Origin of the sequence: Qipengyuania aurantiaca, from assembly GCF_019711375.1 — a bacterium.
GTDB classification, from domain to species: Bacteria; Pseudomonadota; Alphaproteobacteria; order Sphingomonadales; family Sphingomonadaceae; genus Qipengyuania; species Qipengyuania aurantiaca.
This window is the reverse complement of the sequence record NZ_CP081295.1, coordinates 1,939,014-1,957,334: the sequence shown is the minus strand read 5'-3', so window position 1 is coordinate 1,957,334 and position 18,321 is coordinate 1,939,014. Positions and strand designations below refer to the sequence as shown.

The window sequence follows — 18,321 nt, the reverse complement described above, 5'->3', positions numbered from 1 at the left end:
TCTAACGCGCCGTGAACGAGCAGATGGCGGCCGAAGTGCCGACCACCTCGATCAGTTCGGCGTCCTCCACCGAGCGGATGCGTTCGAGGAATTCGACCGTGCTGGTGGGCAGGCCTGCCTCGGCTTCGCGTTCCCCGATACGTTCGAGATCACGCAATTGCGAGATGGTGAGGCGTTCGGAAAGGCGCGTGCCCATGCAGGCGGCGACCGGCTGCGGCACACCGCGCGTCACCAGCGCGCTTTCGATACGGCCCGCAGTCACCCGTTCGAACCCGCCGAAATAGCCCCACAGGCCCATGCCGACTATCGCCAGCACGGCTATCCAGATGATTGCCTTGCGCATGATGTCAGTCGAGCGCCTTCACGATTTCCTCGACCATCTTCTTGGCATCCGCCAGCAGCATCATGGTCTGGTCCATGTAGAAGACATCGTTGTCGACACCGGCATAGCCTACGCCGCCCATCGAACGCTTGATGAAGAAGACCTGCTTGGCCTTGTCCACATCGAACACGGGCATACCGTAGATGGGCGAGGACTTGTCGGACTTGGCCGCGGGGTTCACCACGTCGTTCGCGCCGATAATGAAGGCGACGTCGGCCTGCGCGAATTCGGAGTTGATGTCCTCCAACTCGAAGACGTTCTCGTACGGGACGCTGGCTTCGGCGAGGAGCACATTCATGTGTCCCGGCATACGTCCGGCGACGGGGTGGATGGCGTACTTCACTTCCACGCCCTTTTCCTCAAGCAGGTCGGCCATTTCGCGAAGCGCGTGCTGCGCCTGCGCCACGGCCATGCCGTATCCGGGGATGATGATGACCTTTTCCGCCTGTTCGAGCATGAAGGCCGCATCGGCCGCGCTGCCCTGCTTGTAGGGGCGCTGCTCCTTGGCCTCGCCGCCGCCTGCGCCGCTGTCGTCCGCGCCGAAGCCGCCCGCGATAACACTGATGAAGCTGCGGTTCATCGCGCGGCACATGATGTAGCTGAGGATCGCGCCAGATGAACCCACCAGCGCGCCGGTGATGATCATCGCCGTATTGCCGAGCGTGAAGCCCATCGCCGCCGCCGCCCAGCCCGAATAGCTGTTCAGCATCGAGACCACGACCGGCATGTCCGCCCCGCCGATGGGGATGATCAGCAGGAAGCCGATGAGGAAGGCGAGCACCGTCAGCGCAATGATCAGCGGCATGGTCTCGGCAGGCCTGGCCATCGCGAAGAGCGCGGTCAGCACGATGATCGCTGCCAGCGTGCCGAGATTGATGACATGGCGCGCAGGCAGCAGGATCGGCGAACCGCTCATCCGCCCCGACAGCTTCAGGAAGGCGATGACCGAGCCGGAAAAGGTGATAGCGCCGATGGCGATGCCGAGGCCCATCTCGACCTTTGAGACTGCGCCTATTCCGCCGTCAGAAGTCAGCAGGTTAAACGCCCCCGGATTGAGATAGGCCGCCCAGCCCACCAGCACCGCGGCTAGGCCGACAAGGCTGTGGAAGGCAGCGACCAGCTCCGGCATCGCGGTCATCGCGATACGGCGGGCAATGGTTATGCCGATGATCGCACCGATGGCGATGGCGACCAGGATCTCGCCGAGACTGGCGAAGTCGGGACCGACATAACTGTTCGCCACATCGCCGACCTTTCGCGGCATATGCGTCACCAGCGTCGTCACCACGGCTATCAACATGCCGATCATGCCGAAGCGGTTACCCGCCCGGCTCGTCGCGGGCGAGGACAGGCCGCGCAGCGCGAGGATGAAGAACACGCCCGACACGAGATAGGCGAGCGCCACCCAGGGGTTTACGGGCGCGTGCGCGGCAACTTCAACAGCCGCCTCGACTGTCGGCGGATCCATCATCTCGGCGGGAATTGGAGGACAAGGAGGGACGTCGCACATCACTTCTTCTCCTTCTTCTTGTACATGGCGAGCATTCGCGCCGTCACCGCGAACCCGCCGAAGATGTTGACGCTGGCAAGCACGATGCCGAGCAGCCCCAGCCACTTCGCCCCCGGCACATTCGCCGCCGCCGCCGCGATCAGCGCGCCGACGATGATCACAGAGGAGATCGCATTGGTCACCGCCATCAGCGGCGTGTGCAGCGCGGGCGTGACCGACCAGACCACGTAATAGCCGACGAAACACGCCAGCACGAAGATCGACAGGATACTGATAAAGTCCAAGGTCTATTCCTCTCCGGTTTCGATCCGCTTAGCCAGCTGCTTAAGGTTCTTGATCTCGGCCGACGCGACACGTGCTTGTCCCGTCCAGAACTCATCAGGATCCTCTTGAGAATTGTAGCAAGCCATCCCTTCGGTAGCCAACAACTCATGCGCCTTTCGAAGGTTGTAATCCGCACCTGCGACGGCAGCATCGACACCACGTGTTGACCCCGCCAAGCTCGCCACAAAGCTTTCAAACTCGCGGGCAGGCTTGTTCATGAGAGCCCGCAAATCGTCGCGATCGCGAGGTATGCAGGCCGTGTCCAACCTGAACATGAGGCTGATCATTTGAGCACGGAATACCGCACCTTCGCGCGCATCACGCTCAGTGTACACAGGATCGGGGCTAAGCTGCGAGCAACTTGCCACTATCGGCGAGCAAGTGAGAACCAAAAACGCCCACCTCACCCAAGCAGCCTCTCGTTTACGATCTTCCCACCCTGCGTCAGCCGCACGGCATCGCCGATTTCCTCGTCCAGCATCGGCTTGCCGGACTCCTTGTCCCAGAAGGCCGACAGGAAATTGAACAGGTTGCGCGCGAACAGAGCCGAAGCATCCGCCGCAAGGTGTCCGGCGGTGTTCGAATAGCCGACGATTTTCACCCCGTGCTTCTCGACCGTCTGGTCGGGCTGCGAGCCCTCCACATTCCCGCCCTGCGCCACGGCGAGGTCGAAGATCACGCTGCCCGGCTTCATCGTGGCGATCTGCGCGTCGGAAATCAGCTTCGGCGCGGGCCGACCGGGGATAAGCGCGGTGGTGATGACGATGTCCTGCTTGGCGATGTGCAAGCTGATCAGTTCGGCCTGCGCCTTCTGGTATTCCTCGCTCATTTCGGTGGCATAGCCGCCCGATCCTTCGCCCTCGATGCCCGCGACATTTTCCACGAACACCGGTTTCGCGCCGAGCGACATGATCTGCTCTTTCGTGGCGCTGCGAACATCGGTCGCGCTCACCTGCGCGCCCAGCCGCTTGGCGGTGGCAATCGCCTGCAGGCCCGCCACGCCCACGCCCATCACGAAAACTTTCGCCGCCTGCACCGTGCCGGCCGCCGTCATCATCATCGGGAAGGCGCGGCCGTATTCGTTAGCCGCCGTCAGCACCGCCTTGTAGCCGGCAAGGTTCGACTGGCTGGAGAGCACGTCCATGCTCTGCGCGCGCGTGATGCGCGGCATGAATTCCATCGAGAGCGCTTCGAAACCCGCCTTGGCATAGGCTTCGACCCGCTCTTTCTCGCGGAAGGGATCGAACGTCGCCGCCACCCATGCCCCGGGCTTGGCTCCGGCCAGCGCCATCACATCGGGCGCTTGCACGCCCAGCACGATATCCGCGCCCTCGACCGCCTTGGGGCCGGTCGCGACCTCGGCCCCGGCCTCCCTATAGACTTCGTCGGGTATGGAGGCGGCGACACCCGCCCCCCCCTCGACCGCGATGGTGGCGCCCAGGGCGGCGAATTTCTTCACCGTTTCGGGCGTGATGGCGACCCGGCTTTCACCGGGCGCCCGCTCTTTCAGCACCGCGATCCGCAAAGGCGCTATCTCAGCCCGAGATCATCACGACGATGACCGCGGTGATCACGGCCAGCAGGGGGATGACCCACTTCAGCATGTCGATGAACGCGCCGTAGGTTTTCTCGTGCGCCTTCCGGTCGTTGGCGGAATTCATGGATCGGTACCTCTTTGGATAAATGGTCTGTTGGAGGGGAGGTCTATATCGCCCTTCGGCACCGGGCAAGGGGGGTATGGAAAGGCGAGGTGCCCATCCCCCACGCAAGGCGGAAAATTGTCTTTAATCGCACCTTTACCCCTTTGTCCTAGGATGCCCCCCACAAGAATGCGTGCGTCGATTTCCCGGCAAAGCGCACAGATCGAGGAGTCCGTTCGCGATGGCGACCGAAGATGCCCGCCTGCTGATGCTGGTCGATGACGAGCCTGCCCAGGCACGCCTGATCTCCTCGCTCGCCACCCGCGAAGGCTGGCGCGCGCTGACGGTGGAAAGCTGCGACGCGGCGCTGTCCACGCTTGCGGGCAAGGATGGCAAGGATGTCGACACCGTGCTGGTCGATGGCCGCGTTCCGGGCGAGGAAGCCTGCGACTTCATCCGCCAGATCAAGCTTAAACGCCCCGATGTGGCGGTCATCATGCTCACCGCCAGCACCTCGCCGCTGCTCGCGGTGGAGGCCATGCGTGCGGGCGCCATCGACTATCTGGTGAAACCCGTCGCGCCCGAGCGGCTGGCGGTGGCGCTGCGCAGCGCTACCCGGCTGCTCCCGGCGCGCGACGAGTTGCAGCCGCTGACCGAGAAACTGCCCTCCATCCTCGAATTCGACGCCATGGTCGGGACCGACGGAAGCTTCCGCACCGCCATCGCCAAGGCTGCCACCGCCGCGCGCGGGCACGGCCACGTGCTGGTCGAGGGCGAGAGCGGGACCGGCAAGGAAATGCTGCTGCGCGCAATCCAGCACGCGTCCACCCGCGCCAAGGCGCCGGTTCGGCTCGTATCCTGCGAGGGGCTGCCGCACAACACGCTGGAATCGCTGCTCTTCGGCCATGAGAAGGGCGCTTTTGCAGGCGCCTTCGACCGGCAGGAAGGGACGCTTGCCGCCTGCGACGGGGGCACGCTGCTGCTCGACAGCGTCGACACGCTTCCGCCCGACATCCAGGAACGGCTCGCCGATGTGCTGGAGACCGGCATCGTCCGGCCTACGGGCGCGGCGCACGGCTTCCGCATCGACCTGCGCATCCTTGCCGCAAGCGACCGTCCGCTGGCCCTGCTGGTCGAGGACGGGCACTTCTGCGCCCGCCTCTTCGAGGCGCTCTCCGCCACGCGCATCGTGCTGCCGCCCTTGCGTGAGCGCGCCGGCGATATCCCCGCCCTCACCCGCTATTTCCTCGGCAAGATCGGCGAGCTGGAGGGGATGAAGCACCATTCCATCGCCGACAGCGGCCTGTCGCTGCTCGAGGCTTATGACTGGCCGGGCAACGTTCGCCAGCTGCAAACCGTGCTGTTCCGCGCCTGCGTCCACGAACAGCGCGAGGCGCTCACCGCGCACAGCTTCCCACACCTGAACGAACTGCTCGGCGATGCCGACCGCGGCGAGAGCCGGGCGCGCGGGCTCGGCGTGCTGCTCTACCAGGACGACGGGAATATCCGCTCGCTGGAAGAAATCGAGGCCGACATCATCCGCCTCGCCATCGGGCATTACCACGGCAAGATGACCGAAGTGGCCCGCCGCCTGGGCATCGGTCGCTCGACGCTCTACCGCAAGCTCCACGAACTCGGGATCGACAACGCGGCCTAGGGCTGGCATTGGGCCGTCCACGCATTCGAGGAGCATGTCAGGTGAACTAAGGCCACCGCCGCGGCGGATATGATACGATCCGGGACCATGGAGTCCCGTTCTGCCTCACCTGAATTTCCTGGAAGTGATCCCATGCAAAAATTGAACGACACGCTCTGCGTGGTAACCGGCGGTGCGCGCGGCATCGGCAAGGCCGTGTGTGCGGCCTTTGTAGCTGAAGGCGCGCGGGTCGTGCTGACCGATATCGACGTTGAGGAAGGCCGCAGGGCCGCCGCAGAGCTCGGCTGCGAGTTCGAGAAACTGGACGTGGCGAGCGAGGCGGACTGGAGCGTCTTCGCCAATTCCTATCCCGCGATCGACTTGCTGGTGAACAACGCCGGCATCACCGGCTTCGAGGACGGTCCTGCCGCCCACGATCCCGAAAACGCCAGCCTTGCCGAATGGCACCGCGTCCATGCGGTCAACACCGATGGCTGCTTCCTTGGCTGCCGCTATGCGCTGAAAGCGATGAAGGAGAAAGGCGCGGGCTCGATCATCAACATGTCCTCACGCTCTGGTCTCGTCGGGATACCCGGCGCGGCGGCCTATGCGGCGAGCAAGGCGGCGATCCGCAATCATTCCAAATCGGTCGCGCTCTACGCGGCGCAGAACGGCTGGGCGATCCGCTGCAACTCGATCCACCCCGCCGCAATCCTGACCGAGATCTGGGAGCCGATGCTGGGCGACGGCCCCGACCGCGAGGAAAAGATGGCCGCGCTGGTCGCTGACACGCCGATGAAGCGTTTCGGCACGGTGGAGGAGGTCGCCGCGCTCTGCGTCTATCTCGCTTCGCCGGAAAGTGGCTACATGACCGGCGCGGAGCTCACGCTCGACGGCGGGCTGCTCGCAGGCAGTGCCGCCTCGCCCGGCTAGTTAGCCCGGCAGATCCGAAAAATCGGTCAGCGCCGCGTCGCGCAGGCCGCGCCAGACATTGCGCGCCTGGACGGTTTCGGGGACGTCGTGGACGCGGGCGAGCTGGACGCCGGCGTCCATGCCCTTGAGCGCCAGAGCGAGGCTGCCGCCGAGGCGGTTGTCGGCATCCTCTTCCTTGCCCAGCGCCCCGATCATCCGCTTGCGGCTCGCGCCCAGCAGGAGCGGGTGGCCGAGCGCGTGGAACAGCGGCAGGGCGTTGATGAGCAGCAGGTTCTCGGCGAGGCTCTTGCCGAAACCGATGCCGGGGTCGAGCAGGATGCGGCTGGCGTCAATTCCGGCTTCCAGCGCCTCATCGCGGCGATTGCGGAGCTCGTCGAAGACATCGAACACGACGTTGTCGTAGTCGCCGCCCTCGTGGAGGTCCTCGCCCCGCCCCGGCGAGTGCATCAGCACCACGGGGCAACCGCGCGCAGCGACCACTTCGGCGCTGCGCGGATCGTGGGTGAGCCCGGAGACGTCGTTGACGAGGGCCGCGCCCGCGTCGAGCGCGGCTTCCATCACTGCCGCCTTGCGCGTGTCGACGCTGACCGCCGCGCCCATCGCCGCGCAGACTTCGATCACGGGGACGACCCGCTCGATCTCGTCGCCTTCCCAGACGGGCCTAGCGCCCGGCCGCGTGCTCTCGCCGCCGATGTCGATGATGCTCGCGCCCGCCTCGACCATCGCCGCAGCGTGCTCGCGCGCGGTTTCGACGTCGTCATGCTTGCCGCCGTCGCTGAAGCTGTCGGGCGTGACGTTGAGAATGCCCATCACCTGCGGCTGGTCGAGTTGCACCGTGCGCGCGCCCAGCTCCAGCGCCGGATGCGCGAGGGTGAGGTTCGCCCACTGGCTTTCCGCGTCGGCAGCGACAGTGTCGGGCAGATGCCCCAGCACCTCGGCCATGGTATCGGGCGCCGCCAGCCACCGCTCCGCAACCGCACCATCGCGGCGCAGGATGACGGCAAAGCGGCTCGCATAGACCATCCCTCCCGCCAGCCGGATAGCGTTGCCATGCTCGGCCTGCGGACCGGGAACGAAGCCCAGGGGGCGAATGTAGATGCTGTCAGTCATGTGAGAGCCCTATCCGAATGCAATCAGAATGGAACAGGCGAAAGTAGCGCAGAGCTTTTTACGTATATATCCAGATACAACCTGCTCCACTTCCTCGTTACGGCGTGAGCGAAATATCGCATTCCACACCGCTCACGGGGTAACGCAGATCAACCTTTCCGTGGCCCGAAAGAGCTTGTGCGATCAGGCTAGAGCCGAACCCGGCTTTGCGTTCCGTATCGACCCGCGGACCTCCGCACTCTCTCCATGCAATTTTGATTTGGCCATCCACCTCTTCAATGCAGACACTCACATTTCCTTCTTTTCCGGAGAGTGCGCCGTATTTCAGGGCATTGGTGACAAGCTCGTGCAGGACGAGCGACAAACCCTGACCGACCGCGCCGGTTATGGCCTCTTCGTTTATGATCTGAACATCCACGCGATCTTCGATCCCGGGAATAGCAGCCAGCTCTTCCTGCAGAATTTCGCTCGGACATAGCTTGGCCGAAGCGTCCGCCACCATGAGGCTATGGCTTCTTGCAAGCGAAGCGACGCGCCCTTCGAGCGCAGTCGCAAAGTCGTTCACCGTATTGGCCTTGCGCGCAGACAACCGCACGATCGACTTGATCACGGACAACATGTTCCGCACCCGGTGGTTCAATTCTTCCGTCAGAAGACTGAGTCTAGCTTCCCGCTCCTTCGTCTCCGAAATGTCGATGACGTGACCGATGAGCTTCGCAGGATCGCCACCCGGTCCGGCAAGAGGTCGGCCAGCGGCACTGATCCATTTTCTCTCGCCATCGGCCGTGATGATCGCGCAGTCGAAGGCCCATTCTACCCCGGATGCAATTGCGTCCTTCTGAAGGCGATCAACTTCCTCGCGCTGCTCTGGCACCACATGTTCGATGAACTTGTCGTAAGTCCATTCGGCGAGCCCCTCGTGATAACCGAATATCCGGTCATGATGGTGGTTTCTGGATGCGTGGCCCGATTCCAGGTCGAGTTCCCAGATGCCGATATGCGCCGTATTCAAGATGAGACGGAGATGGTCCGCGCTCAGTTCTTCGAATGGCCTCAGGTCCGTCATTGCCCACCTTCTAACACAGGTAGGGCATGCGTCACCTTTTTCCGGAAAGTTTGACTAAGACTAATCCTCCACCGCCAGCAGGTACAGCTGCCGCGCGGCGTCGATCGGTTTCACTTCGCCGCCGTTCTCGTAGTGCCAGAAGGTCCAGCCGTTGCAGCTGGGCGCGCCTTGCAGTTCCTTGCCGAGGCCGTGGATCGAGCCGGTTTGTTTCTCGTACGCCAGCGAACCGTCGGCGCGCACCGTGGCGGTCCAGCGGCGTTTCTTGTCGAACAGCCTGGTGCCGGGCGCGATGTAGCCGTTCTCGACCAGCGCGCCGAACGCCACCTTGGGGGCGCTGCGGCCCGCCTGCATGGTGGTGAGCGCGCTTTCGTCGAGCGGGAGTTCCTTCTCAATCCGCTTCAGCGCTGCGTCGCGATAGACGCCCTCGCGCTCGCAGCCGATCCACTCGCGGCCCAGGCGCTTGGCGACCGCGCCGGTGGTGCCGGTGCCGAAGAAGGGGTCGAGCACGACGTCGCCCTTCTCCGTGGTGGAGAGCAGCACGCGGTAGAGCAGACTTTCGGGCTTCTGCGTCGGGTGGACCTTGTGGCCGCCCTCTTTCAGCCGCTCCGCGCCGTTGCAGATCGGCAGGACCCAGTCGCTGCGCATCTGGAGCTCGTCATTGAGCGTCTTCATCGCACGGTAGTTGAAGTGGTACTTCGCTTTCTCCCCCTGGCTGCACCACAGCAGCGTTTCATGCGCGTTGGTGAAGCGGGTGCCGCGGAAATTCGGCATGGGGTTGGACTTGCGCCACACGATGTCGTTGAGGATCCAGAAGCCCAGATCCTGCAGGATCGCGCCGACGCGGTAGATGTTGTGATAGCTGCCGATCACCCACAGCGCGCCGTCGGGCTTGAGGATGCGCTTGGCCTCGATCAGCCAGTCGCGCGTAAAATCGTCATAGGCCTTGAAGGTGTCGAACTTGTCCCAATCGTCGGTCACCGCATCGACATGGCTGCCGTCGGGCCGGTTGAGATCGCCGCCAAGCTGGAGATTGTAGGGCGGGTCGGCGAAGACCAGATCGATGCTGGCCGAAGGGATTTGCCGCATGGCTTCCACGCAGTCGCCATCGAGGATCTGACCCAGTGGCAGTTCCACCGAAAGCTGCTTCGGTGCGCGTTTCGCCGGCGCCTTGGCGCGCGTTTTCGTGGTCTCCAGGACCGCCATAGATATTCCCCTGTCCGTAGTTATCCACAGGGTGAATCCAAACGGATTCCGCGTCAAGACAGTTGTTTAGGCGCAACCTCTAAAGATGGTGTTAACCATGGGAGAACGAAACGAGTCCCCCACCAGATGTTGAGTCCGAAGCCTCCGGCCAGACTCCAGATGGTGGGGTGTGGCGGTTAGGACTCACAGGTCGTTTTTCCCGGCACCAAGATGGATGGGCCGACGTGCGACCGCCCATCGCCTCATTCTTTTCGCCCAGACGTGCAGCGGTCGGGATGGCCGGGCAGACGCGGCCTTGCCCCGTCGCCGTGCATTGAGCATCATGTATGCGCTTGGGTGCTCCCGCAGGGCAATTCCTTCCCAGTTCTGCAACCGCAGGTAACAACATAATCGGTTCGCATATCTGCCCCCGATCCGAGGGTTCGTATGCCGCACTACCAGTTGAAATATCCCGCCAACGATCACCGTTCGATCAACATCTACGCCTTCGAAGCCGGCTCGCTCGGCGGCGCCCTCGACGTTGCCAAGAAGAACGCCCGCGGCGAATGGGCCGAGCTGTGCGAGGAAGGCCGCCCGATCTGCTTCCTCGAACTGGTGTCGGAAGACGGCGTGTGGCTGGTCGGCGGTCCCAATTGCCAGAGCGCCATCCAGCGCATCGACATTCCCAACCCCCAGCCGCACTGAGCCGAAACAATCAACCGACTCCCAACATCTTGATATTGTTCGCGATCCTTACCATAAAGGCCGTCGAAAAAGGGGCTGAAGTATGGAACGCGAACTCGCCGCGCGCGGAAGTGCAATCGATCATCTTAAATTGGCGGCGACTTTCGCGCATCTCGGGATATGGGAACTCGACACCGCGACCGGCGAAGCTTGGCGCAATTCGAAGCACGACCAGCTGTTCGGATACGAGGAAAAGCTCGACAGCTGGACCTATGACGATTTCCTCGGCCATGTGGTGGACGAGGATCGCGAGCGGGTCGATCAACTTTACGGCGCGGCCCTAGACAATGGCGACGAGTGGGCTTTCGAATGCCGTATTCGTCGGGCCGACGGGCTGACGCGCTGGATCAGCGCGCATGGGCGTCCGCTGGAAGGCAGCGAAGGAAGGCCTGAACGCCTGATCGGCCATGTCATCGACATCACCGACACCAAGCGCAACGAGGAGCATCTGCGCCTCGTCACGGCCGAACTCAACCACAGGCTGCAGAACATCATCGCGTCGATCAGCGGGTTGATCGCCCTCGCTGCGCGCGAGGGCGGCGACCGGATCGAAAACGCCAAGGTGTTACAGGAACGGCTGAAGGCAATCGGGCGCAGCCACAATTTGGCCTATAACACGCGCAACGAGCGGGTCTCGGTGCGCGACGTCTACACCAGCGAACGCGCGTCCATGCCCGAACTGGCGGACCGGGTGGTCATCGACATCGACGAACGTCTGGCCATCAAGCCGCAGGTGGCCGAACGCCTGACACTGGTGGTGCACGAACTGGGCACCAACGCTGTCAAATACGGCGCTCTGTCCAACGAAACGGGCCGTATCGTTATTACCAGCCGGGTGCTGGAAAACGGCGATGTCGAGCTTATGTGGGCCGAGACCGGCGGCCCCGAAGCGAGCGCGCCCGAACGCAAAGGGTTTGGCACGCGCCTGATCCAGACATCGCTAAGCGCCGATGCGCATGTTGAGATGAACTACCCCTCCAAGGGTGCGACATGCCGGATCGTTTTGCCCAGCAAGCTGGTCTCCGCCACCTTGGGCTAGAGCAGCGCCATCTGGCTGACGGGCGCGAAGCTGCGGCGGTGCAAGGGGGTCGGGCCATGGATGCGAAGCGCCTCCATGTGGGTCTTGGAGCCGTAGCCCTTGTTGCTTTCCCAGCCGTAATGCGGGTGCGACCTTGCCGCTTCCACCATGATCCGGTCGCGGTATTCCTTGGCGAGGATGGAGGCGGCGGAGATGCACGCTTCCTTACCGTCCCCGCCGACGATGGCGCGTGCGGGCCAGCGCCATTCCTCGCGCCTGCCGTGCGGGGTCATGTTGCCGTCGATCAGCACCTCGACCGGCTCGGCGCCCAAAGCCTCGACGCAGCGCTGTGTCGCCAGCGTCATCGCCAGCATGGTCGCGCCGAAGATGTTGAGCCGGTCGATCTCTTCGGGCTCCACCACCGCCAGCCCCCAGGCGCAGCGACGCTGGATTTGCGGTTCGAGCTTGGAACGCTTGGCGGCGGAAAGTTTTTTGGAATCGTCGAGGCCGCCCGGGCATGGCTTGCACAAGACCACGGCGGCGGCGACCACCGGGCCGGCGAGCGGGCCACGCCCGGCCTCGTCCACCCCCACGATCAGGGGGGCATCGCGAAGGCCATCTGCGGGAGTTGAAGAGAACATGAAGCGCGTTACCGTCCTTGCCGCCATCCTATCGCCGCTGCTCATGGCTTCAAGCTGCGGCGGCTCGTCATCCACCGGTGGGGGCGAGGCAGTCTCCACGCCGACGCCGACCTCGCCGCCCGACACGGGCTTCAGCGGTTTTGCGATCACCGAGCACGGCAGTTTCAACGAGCCCTGGGCCGCGGCCTTCATTCCCGGCACCGATGTGCTGGTCCTGACCGAGAAAAGCGGCACGATCCGCGGCGTCCAGACCGGCAATTTCGACAAGGCGATCTTCTTCTCTGGCGTGCCGGAGGTAGACTACGGCGGACAGGGCGGGCTTGGCGACATCGCCTTCCTGCCGAGCGAGGCTTCCTCCACGATCGACCGGCGCACGATCTATCTCAGCTGGGTCGAGGCCGGTGATGGCGATACGCGCGGCGCGGTGGTCGGGCGCGGCCAGATGGTGTGCGAGGATCATCAGGATTGCGCGATCCAGGGCCTCGAAGTGATCTGGCGCCAGAGCCCCAAGGTCTCGGGCCGCGGCCATTATTCGCACCGCATCCTCTTCAGCCCGGACGAGCGTTACATGTACATCGCCAGCGGCGAGCGGCAGAAGAAGGAGCCCGCACAGGATCTCTCGAACACGCTCGGCACTGTCGTCCGACTGAACCTCGACGGCACGCCGGCCGCGGGCAATCCCTTCGGCGACGAGATCTGGTCCTATGGTCACCGCAATATCCTGGGCATGGATTTCGATGCGCAGGGACGGCTGTGGGAAGTCGAGCATGGCCCCAAGGGCGGGGACGAGCTGAACCTCGTCCAGCGCGGGGCGAATTACGGCTGGCCGGTGCGCTCGAACGGGATCAATTACAACGACACGAACATTCCCGACCACACGCCCGATGACGGCTTTACCAAGCCCGTCATCAGCTGGACCCCGGTCATCGCGCCCGGCAACATGACCATCCTCGACGGCGACCTTTTCGCGGCGTGGAAAGGCGATGCGCTGATCTCCGGCCTCAAGACCAAGGCCCTCATTCGCGTCAGCTTCGATGGCGACACGGCGCGCGAGGTCGAACGCTACGACATGGGCGAGCGCATCCGTTCGGTCATCGAAGGTCCCGATGGCGCCTTGTGGGTGCTCGAAGACGGAGAAGGCGGACGCCTGCTCCAGCTTCGCCCGCAATAAGGCGAATTTGATCGACAGCATGGGCGCGCGCCCCTAATCGGCGCGGCCCATGGCGACACTCGTCCCCCTCTCCGCGATCGACGCCTTGTTGGTCGAGCAATTGCTCGACGCCGCTTTCGGCGAGCAGCGCCACGCGCGCACCGCCTATCGCATCCGCGAAGGGCTCGATCCCCTGCCCGCGCTCAGCTTCGCCGCGCTGGACGAGCAAGAATACCTTGTCGGCTCGATCCAGCTTTGGCCGGTCGCGCTGACCGATCCCAAGGGCCGCCCTCATCCGCTGATCATGGTCGGACCGGTTGCGGTCATGCCCGGACGGCAGGGCGAAGGCTTCGGCAAGGCGCTGATGGCCGCGAGCCTCGGCGCGATCGATGCCGCTTTCGACGACGGCGCGCCGCCCTTCCCGCAGGTGCTGATCGGCGATCCCGACTATTACGGGCAATGGGGCTTTACCGCGGACCACATCGGCGGCTGGCACTGCCCCGGCCCCTTCGAGCGCGAGCGCCTGCTGCTGAGGACCGGCAATCCCTCGATCCTGCCTTCCGAGGGTATGCTCGGCCCCTGGACCGACGAGACGAGCGAAACGGCGCGCTGACCCGTTATTCGCAGTGGCTATTGCGCGGCACCAAGACCCGCGCCATCCATTGTTCCCACCATGGTCTACACCCCGCCCCCCGAACTCGCCGGAATGAGCCTTGCCGACATCGCCGAGGCCGTGGCCGAACGCCGCCTGCCCCCGGTCGAGCAATGGTCGCCCGAGAATGTCGACGACAGCCACATGGTCATCCGCGCCGACGGGACATGGCTGCATGACGGCAGCGAGATTACCCGCAAAGCAATGGTGCGCGCTTTTTCAGGCCTCCTCAACCGCGAGGAAGACGGCAGCTACTGGCTGGTCGTGCCGTACCAGAAGCTTTCCATCGAAGTGGAGGACGCCTGCTTCATCGCCACCGATGTGAGCCAGGTGGACGGCGACCTCGCCTTCCGCCTCAACACCGACGAGCTGGTGATCGCAGGGCCCGAGAACCCGATCCGCGCGACCGGCGATGCCGACCAGCCAGCGCTCTATCTCCACGTTCGCCGCGGCTGCGAGGCGCGGCTGAACCGTTCCACTTACGAACAGCTTGCCCGCATCGCCTTGGCCCAAGGGGACGACTGGACCGTCACCAGCGGCGGCGAGACCTTCTCCCTCCTCCCCGGATGAGCGCGCTCTTCGACCGCCTGACGCAGCTGTTCGAGCAGGGGCATGCGCGAGAGGTGGAAGGCCTCCTTTCCGACGCGCGCTTTGCCGATCTCGACCGCACCGCCGATGCCGCCGTGCTCATCGCGGTGACCGAGAGCGAAAACCCGACCGTCCTCCTGACCCAGCGCCCGCGTACCATGCGCGATCACCCGGGACAGGTCGCCTTTCCGGGCGGAAAGATCGATGCGGGCGAGGATGCGGTGGAGGCGGCCCTGCGCGAGGCCTGGGAGGAACTCGGCATCACCCGCGAGGCGGTCCGCGTCATCGGGACGACCGACCGCTACCAGACCGGCACCGGCTTCGACATCACCCCGGTCCTCGCCACCGTGCCCGCCGATCTTCCCATCCGCCCCGACCCGCGCGAGGTCGAAAGCTGGTTCGAGGCGCCGCTCGAACACCTCCTCGACCGCAAGCGGTGGAGCGAGAACGAGGTCTTCTGGAAGGGCGCCATGCGCCGCTATTACGAGATGGACCACGAAGGCTACCGCATCTGGGGCGTGACCGCCGCGATCTGCATCAATCTTTCGCGCCGTCTGGCGTGGGTGACCCGATGAACCCCCAACCCCGTTCGCACTGAGCTTGTCGAAGTGCCGTACTTCACTTAGGCGCTGCACTCGAAGAAAGAGCGGCGCTTCGACAAGCTCAGCACGAACGGATCTTAAGTTGGCCACTTTGCCATTAGCAGACTGGACGAAACGCGAAGACCTCGCGCAGCTGATCGCCGCGCTGGGGGCCGACAACGCACGCTATGTCGGCGGCGCGGTGCGCGACACGCTGCTCGGCAAGGCGATCCACGATGTGGATTTGGCCACGCCGCTCCTGCCGCATGAGGTGATCGACCGCTGCCGCGAGGCGGGCATTCGCACCGTGCCGACCGGCATCGACCATGGCACGGTGACCGCAATCCTGCCCGCAGGCCCGGTCGAAATCACCACCTTGCGCCGCGATGTGTCGACCGATGGCCGCCGCGCCACCGTGGCCTTTGCGCAGGACTGGAAGGACGACGCCTCGCGCCGCGACTTCACCATTAACGCGCTCTACGCCCATCCCGAAAGCCTCGAGATCGATGACTTCTTCGGCGGCGTGGCGGACCTCGAATGCGGCCATGTCCGCTTCATCGGCGAGGCGGAAGAGCGCATCCGCGAGGACCATCTTCGCATCCTGCGCTATTTCCGTTTCCAGGCACGCTTCGGCGATGCGCTGGACGAGGAGGCGGTTAACGCCTGCCGCGATCTGGCGCACACGCTGAAAGGCCTTAGCCGCGAGCGGGTGGCGATGGAACTGCTCGCCATCCTCGCCCTGCCCGCGCCCTCGCCCACGCTTCGCCTGATGAAGGACCTCGGCGTGCTCGAAGTCATCCTGCCCGAAGCGCGCGACCGCGAGACGCAATGCCTCGCGCAGCTGGTCGAGACAGAGGCACGCGGAGGTGTGGAAGGCGACGCCGTCCGCCGCCTCGCCGCCTTGCTCCCGCCGATCAAGAGTGTTGCGGAGAGCGTTGCCGCACGCCTGCGCCTCTCGCGCCAGCAGCGCGCCCGACTGATCTGCGCCGCCGAACGCCGCGAGGAAGACGCCGCCGCCCCGCGCGCGCTGGCCTATTTCGAAGGGGTCGAAGGCGCGCGCGACCGGCTGTTGCTGAAGGGCGAAAGCGTCGCAGCACTCCGCGATTGGGACGTCCCGCAGCTTCCGCTCAAGGGCGGAGAGATCGTCGCGCGCGGCGTTGGCGCAGGCCCCGAAGTCGCTCGCACGCTGCGCGCCGTCGAAGCGCGCTGGGTCGAGGAAGGCTTCCCCGACCGGTCCCGCGTCCTCGAACTGCTCGAACAGGAATTGGCCGCTTCATAAACCGCTTTGAAACCCGCCCGGAATAAGTAACCTCCCAAGTCAGGAGGGTCGCAGGATGGGTTTTTCGAATTTCGGTCGCGGGATTTTCGGCGGCAAGGTCTTCGGCAAGAAGAATATCGCCGGCGCCGCCCCGCAGCGGCGTGTCGGCCTGCGCACCCGTAGCGAGGGCAACGCGCTCGACCGCCTGGTGGCCGATGTCGAGGAGATGGCGCGCCGACAGAAGACCACCAGCCGATACAAGCGCCAGCCAGCCGATTTCGTTTGGGAGGTCGTGCGCGACATGGCTCCCCATGAACGCGGCGAGCTGCTCGTGGCCTGCACCCGCGAAGAAAACGCCTTCGTCGAATTCATCAAGGACCCCACCCCGCGCGAACAGGTAATGACCAAGGCGCGCGAACAGGTCCTGCGCAACAATGTCGAAACCGAGATCGAAGCCGAAGACCTCGGCGCTGTTCTTGGCCTGCTTACCGGGATCGAAGGCTACCGCACGCAGACCTATAACGAGGACCGGTTCGCCGCTCTTCTCGCCCTCATCAACAGCGCGATCAAGAAGGGCGCCTACCTCTCGGCGGGCGATTGCGAGGACCTCGCCGCCATGGCGACGCAGATCCGCGAGAAGGACTATTTCCGCGACAAGGCCAACAAGCGCAAACTGCTCGCCCGCGCCGAGAAGCTGGAGAAGCTCGCCGGGGTCGAAGTGAGCGCGACCGAATTCCTGATGCAGCGCTGCGAAGGGGCCGAGAACCCCTGGGCCTTCGCCGACACCGCCCGCCCCAACGCGCAGTTCTGGGCCGACCTGTTTGCTGAAACCACCGCCGGGCTCGACGAGATCCGCCGCGACACCAAGGGTTCGGGCAGTCCCGCCTGGTCGAAGAGCGCCGAGGCCTTTGCCGCCGAATGGCCAACCTGGGGCGAGGTCGAGCCGGAGTATGCGAAATGGCGCGCCAGCGGGGCGCCGACGGCGAAGCTCAAGGAGCACAACGGCAAGCGCAACGGATGGACCGATCCGGATGCCTACCGCGACCTACCCTCGACAATCGCCCCGGCGGTCGCGCATTCGCGCTACCTGTGGACGACCGACCAGATACCCGGCCTCGATGTGCTCGCCGACCTGGAAGACCCCGACTGGACCGCGCTGGTCGAGCATATGATCACCAGCCGCCGCGCAACCAAGGCTACCAAGGCCTGGGCCAAGGAAGCGCTCGCCCTGTGCGAACCGATCGGTGTCGAGACGGTAGAGGCGCGCCTGCACGATTGGCTTGCGTTGTTCCACACGCCGGTGCTCGGCCGCGTGGGCTATACCGAGGTGCGCAAGGGCGAGCGTTTCGTCAGCGCCATCGCCAAGCTGGAAGAGGCGCATCCCGAATGGCCCGAGCGCCATGTCAACGACGTTCGTGCGCTTGGCCGGGCGATCGCCATCGTGGTCGCAAGCGGCGGCAACGACACCGTCTCGCGCGAATTCCACCCCGAACTCGTCCGCCACGACGACCGCAGCTACAAGAACAAGTCCGCCACCACCGGCCTGCTCCATCTGCGCCAGCCGAGCTACGCGAACCCCCAGAGGCTGAACACGCACCATACGCTCGGCGGATGGATGCGCGTGAGCGTAGAGAACGAGGAGTTCCTGCGCGGCGCGGTATGGCTGACCGCCCTCATGCCGGACCGTGCGCGCGCGATCGAAGGGCTGGAAAAGACCGCTCAGAGTGCGGCCACCTACCTCTCCTACGGCGACGACGCGATCCGCTCCAAGATCATTGCCAACGCGGCCATCGCGACGCTGATCGCCATGGGCGGGAACGACATCGACGCCGCCGCGCTACGCCTGTCGAAAGTGGTCGAGCATCGCAGCATACAGGCGCCGCTGCTCAAGCACTTGAACACCTAG

At 64.6% G+C, this 18,321-nt stretch carries 20 protein-coding genes; 10 read left to right on the top strand and 10 right to left on the bottom strand.

From position 1 onward, the window contains the following. Position 1 precedes the first annotated feature (1 nt). From K3148_RS09465 to K3148_RS09440, 6 genes are all read right to left on the bottom strand, one after another. Entirely contained in the window at positions 2-343 is a 342-nt protein-coding gene (locus K3148_RS09465; RefSeq protein ID WP_221424571.1) for a hypothetical protein, read from the bottom strand. Between the two features lie 4 nt (positions 344-347). Further along, on the bottom strand, positions 348-1,850 hold the full coding sequence (locus K3148_RS09460) for an NAD(P)(+) transhydrogenase (Re/Si-specific) subunit beta (RefSeq protein WP_221426679.1): 1,503 nt from the start codon (positions 1,848-1,850) through the stop codon (positions 348-350). A gap of 41 nt (positions 1,851-1,891) precedes the next feature. Continuing rightward, positions 1,892-2,176 carry an NAD(P) transhydrogenase subunit alpha part 2 gene (locus K3148_RS09455; protein WP_160594443.1) on the bottom strand — a complete coding sequence of 95 codons (285 nt, stop codon included), beginning with the start codon at positions 2,174-2,176 and terminating at the stop codon, positions 1,892-1,894. A 3-nt stretch (positions 2,177-2,179) separates the two neighbouring features. Further along, on the bottom strand, positions 2,180-2,434 hold the full coding sequence (locus K3148_RS09450) for a hypothetical protein (RefSeq protein WP_221424570.1): 255 nt from the start codon (positions 2,432-2,434) through the stop codon (positions 2,180-2,182). Between the two features lie 185 nt (positions 2,435-2,619). Beyond that, a complete protein-coding gene (locus tag K3148_RS09445; RefSeq protein WP_221424569.1) occupies positions 2,620-3,741 on the bottom strand; it encodes an NAD(P) transhydrogenase subunit alpha in 1,122 nt (373 codons plus the stop codon). A gap of 10 nt (positions 3,742-3,751) precedes the next feature. Beyond that, the gene (locus K3148_RS09440; protein ID WP_221424568.1) at positions 3,752-3,877 is read right to left on the bottom strand and encodes an aa3-type cytochrome c oxidase subunit IV; all 126 of its coding nucleotides are present in this window, start codon (positions 3,875-3,877) and stop codon (positions 3,752-3,754) included. A 220-nt stretch (positions 3,878-4,097) separates the two neighbouring features. On the opposite strand from K3148_RS09440, the gene K3148_RS09435 reads away from it, so the two are divergent. Both K3148_RS09435 and K3148_RS09430 read left to right on the top strand, forming a co-directional pair. Then, positions 4,098-5,513 (top strand): sigma-54-dependent transcriptional regulator, encoded by a 1,416-nt coding sequence (locus tag K3148_RS09435; protein ID WP_221424567.1) that lies wholly within the window; start codon positions 4,098-4,100, stop codon positions 5,511-5,513. A gap of 132 nt (positions 5,514-5,645) precedes the next feature. Beyond that, a complete protein-coding gene (locus K3148_RS09430; protein ID WP_221424566.1) occupies positions 5,646-6,425 on the top strand; it encodes an SDR family oxidoreductase in 780 nt (259 codons plus the stop codon). Here the strand turns inward: K3148_RS09430 and folP are convergent, their stop codons facing one another. From folP to K3148_RS09415, 3 genes are all read right to left on the bottom strand, one after another. Further along, positions 6,426-7,535 (bottom strand): dihydropteroate synthase, encoded by a 1,110-nt coding sequence (gene folP / locus K3148_RS09425; protein WP_221424565.1) that lies wholly within the window; start codon positions 7,533-7,535, stop codon positions 6,426-6,428. 97 nt (positions 7,536-7,632) lie between these two features. Continuing rightward, a complete protein-coding gene (locus K3148_RS09420; protein ID WP_282099572.1) occupies positions 7,633-8,601 on the bottom strand; it encodes a sensor histidine kinase in 969 nt (322 codons plus the stop codon). A gap of 60 nt (positions 8,602-8,661) precedes the next feature. Continuing rightward, on the bottom strand, positions 8,662-9,804 hold the full coding sequence (locus K3148_RS09415; protein ID WP_221424563.1) for a site-specific DNA-methyltransferase: 1,143 nt from the start codon (positions 9,802-9,804) through the stop codon (positions 8,662-8,664). Between the two features lie 426 nt (positions 9,805-10,230). On the opposite strand from K3148_RS09415, the gene K3148_RS09410 reads away from it, so the two are divergent. Both K3148_RS09410 and K3148_RS09405 read left to right on the top strand, forming a co-directional pair. Further along, positions 10,231-10,488, top strand: coding sequence for a hypothetical protein (locus K3148_RS09410; RefSeq protein ID WP_221424562.1), 258 nt, complete (start codon positions 10,231-10,233; stop codon positions 10,486-10,488). 82 nt (positions 10,489-10,570) lie between these two features. Further along, complete coding sequence (locus tag K3148_RS09405) at positions 10,571-11,566, top strand: sensor histidine kinase (RefSeq protein ID WP_221424561.1); 996 nt, start codon at positions 10,571-10,573, stop codon at positions 11,564-11,566. Here K3148_RS09405 and K3148_RS09400 read toward each other — a convergent pair. Next, positions 11,563-12,186 (bottom strand): ribonuclease HII, encoded by a 624-nt coding sequence (locus K3148_RS09400; protein WP_221424560.1) that lies wholly within the window; start codon positions 12,184-12,186, stop codon positions 11,563-11,565. The two genes, K3148_RS09405 and K3148_RS09400, sit on opposite strands and share 4 nt — an antisense overlap. Here K3148_RS09400 and K3148_RS09395 point away from each other — a divergent pair. The 6 genes from K3148_RS09395 (at position 12,185) to K3148_RS09370 (ending at position 18,321) form a co-directional block, all read left to right on the top strand. After that, positions 12,185-13,357 carry a PQQ-dependent sugar dehydrogenase gene (locus K3148_RS09395; protein ID WP_221424559.1) on the top strand — a complete coding sequence of 391 codons (1,173 nt, stop codon included), beginning with the start codon at positions 12,185-12,187 and terminating at the stop codon, positions 13,355-13,357. The two genes, K3148_RS09400 and K3148_RS09395, sit on opposite strands and share 2 nt — an antisense overlap. A 49-nt stretch (positions 13,358-13,406) precedes the next feature. Further along, positions 13,407-13,949, top strand: a complete 543-nt coding sequence (locus K3148_RS09390) for a GNAT family N-acetyltransferase (protein WP_221424558.1) — start codon at positions 13,407-13,409, stop codon at positions 13,947-13,949. Between the two features lie 60 nt (positions 13,950-14,009). Beyond that, complete coding sequence (locus K3148_RS09385; RefSeq protein ID WP_221424557.1) at positions 14,010-14,558, top strand: DUF1285 domain-containing protein; 549 nt, start codon at positions 14,010-14,012, stop codon at positions 14,556-14,558. After that, positions 14,555-15,151: a CoA pyrophosphatase gene (locus tag K3148_RS09380; RefSeq protein ID WP_221424556.1), complete on the top strand. Its 597-nt coding sequence runs from the start codon at positions 14,555-14,557 to the stop codon at positions 15,149-15,151. The genes K3148_RS09385 and K3148_RS09380 overlap by 4 nt, the downstream gene beginning before the upstream one ends. A 109-nt stretch (positions 15,152-15,260) precedes the next feature. Beyond that, positions 15,261-16,436 carry a CCA tRNA nucleotidyltransferase gene (locus K3148_RS09375; RefSeq protein ID WP_221424555.1) on the top strand — a complete coding sequence of 392 codons (1,176 nt, stop codon included), beginning with the start codon at positions 15,261-15,263 and terminating at the stop codon, positions 16,434-16,436. Between the two features lie 55 nt (positions 16,437-16,491). Beyond that, positions 16,492-18,321, top strand: coding sequence for a hypothetical protein (locus K3148_RS09370; RefSeq protein WP_221424554.1), 1,830 nt, complete (start codon positions 16,492-16,494; stop codon positions 18,319-18,321).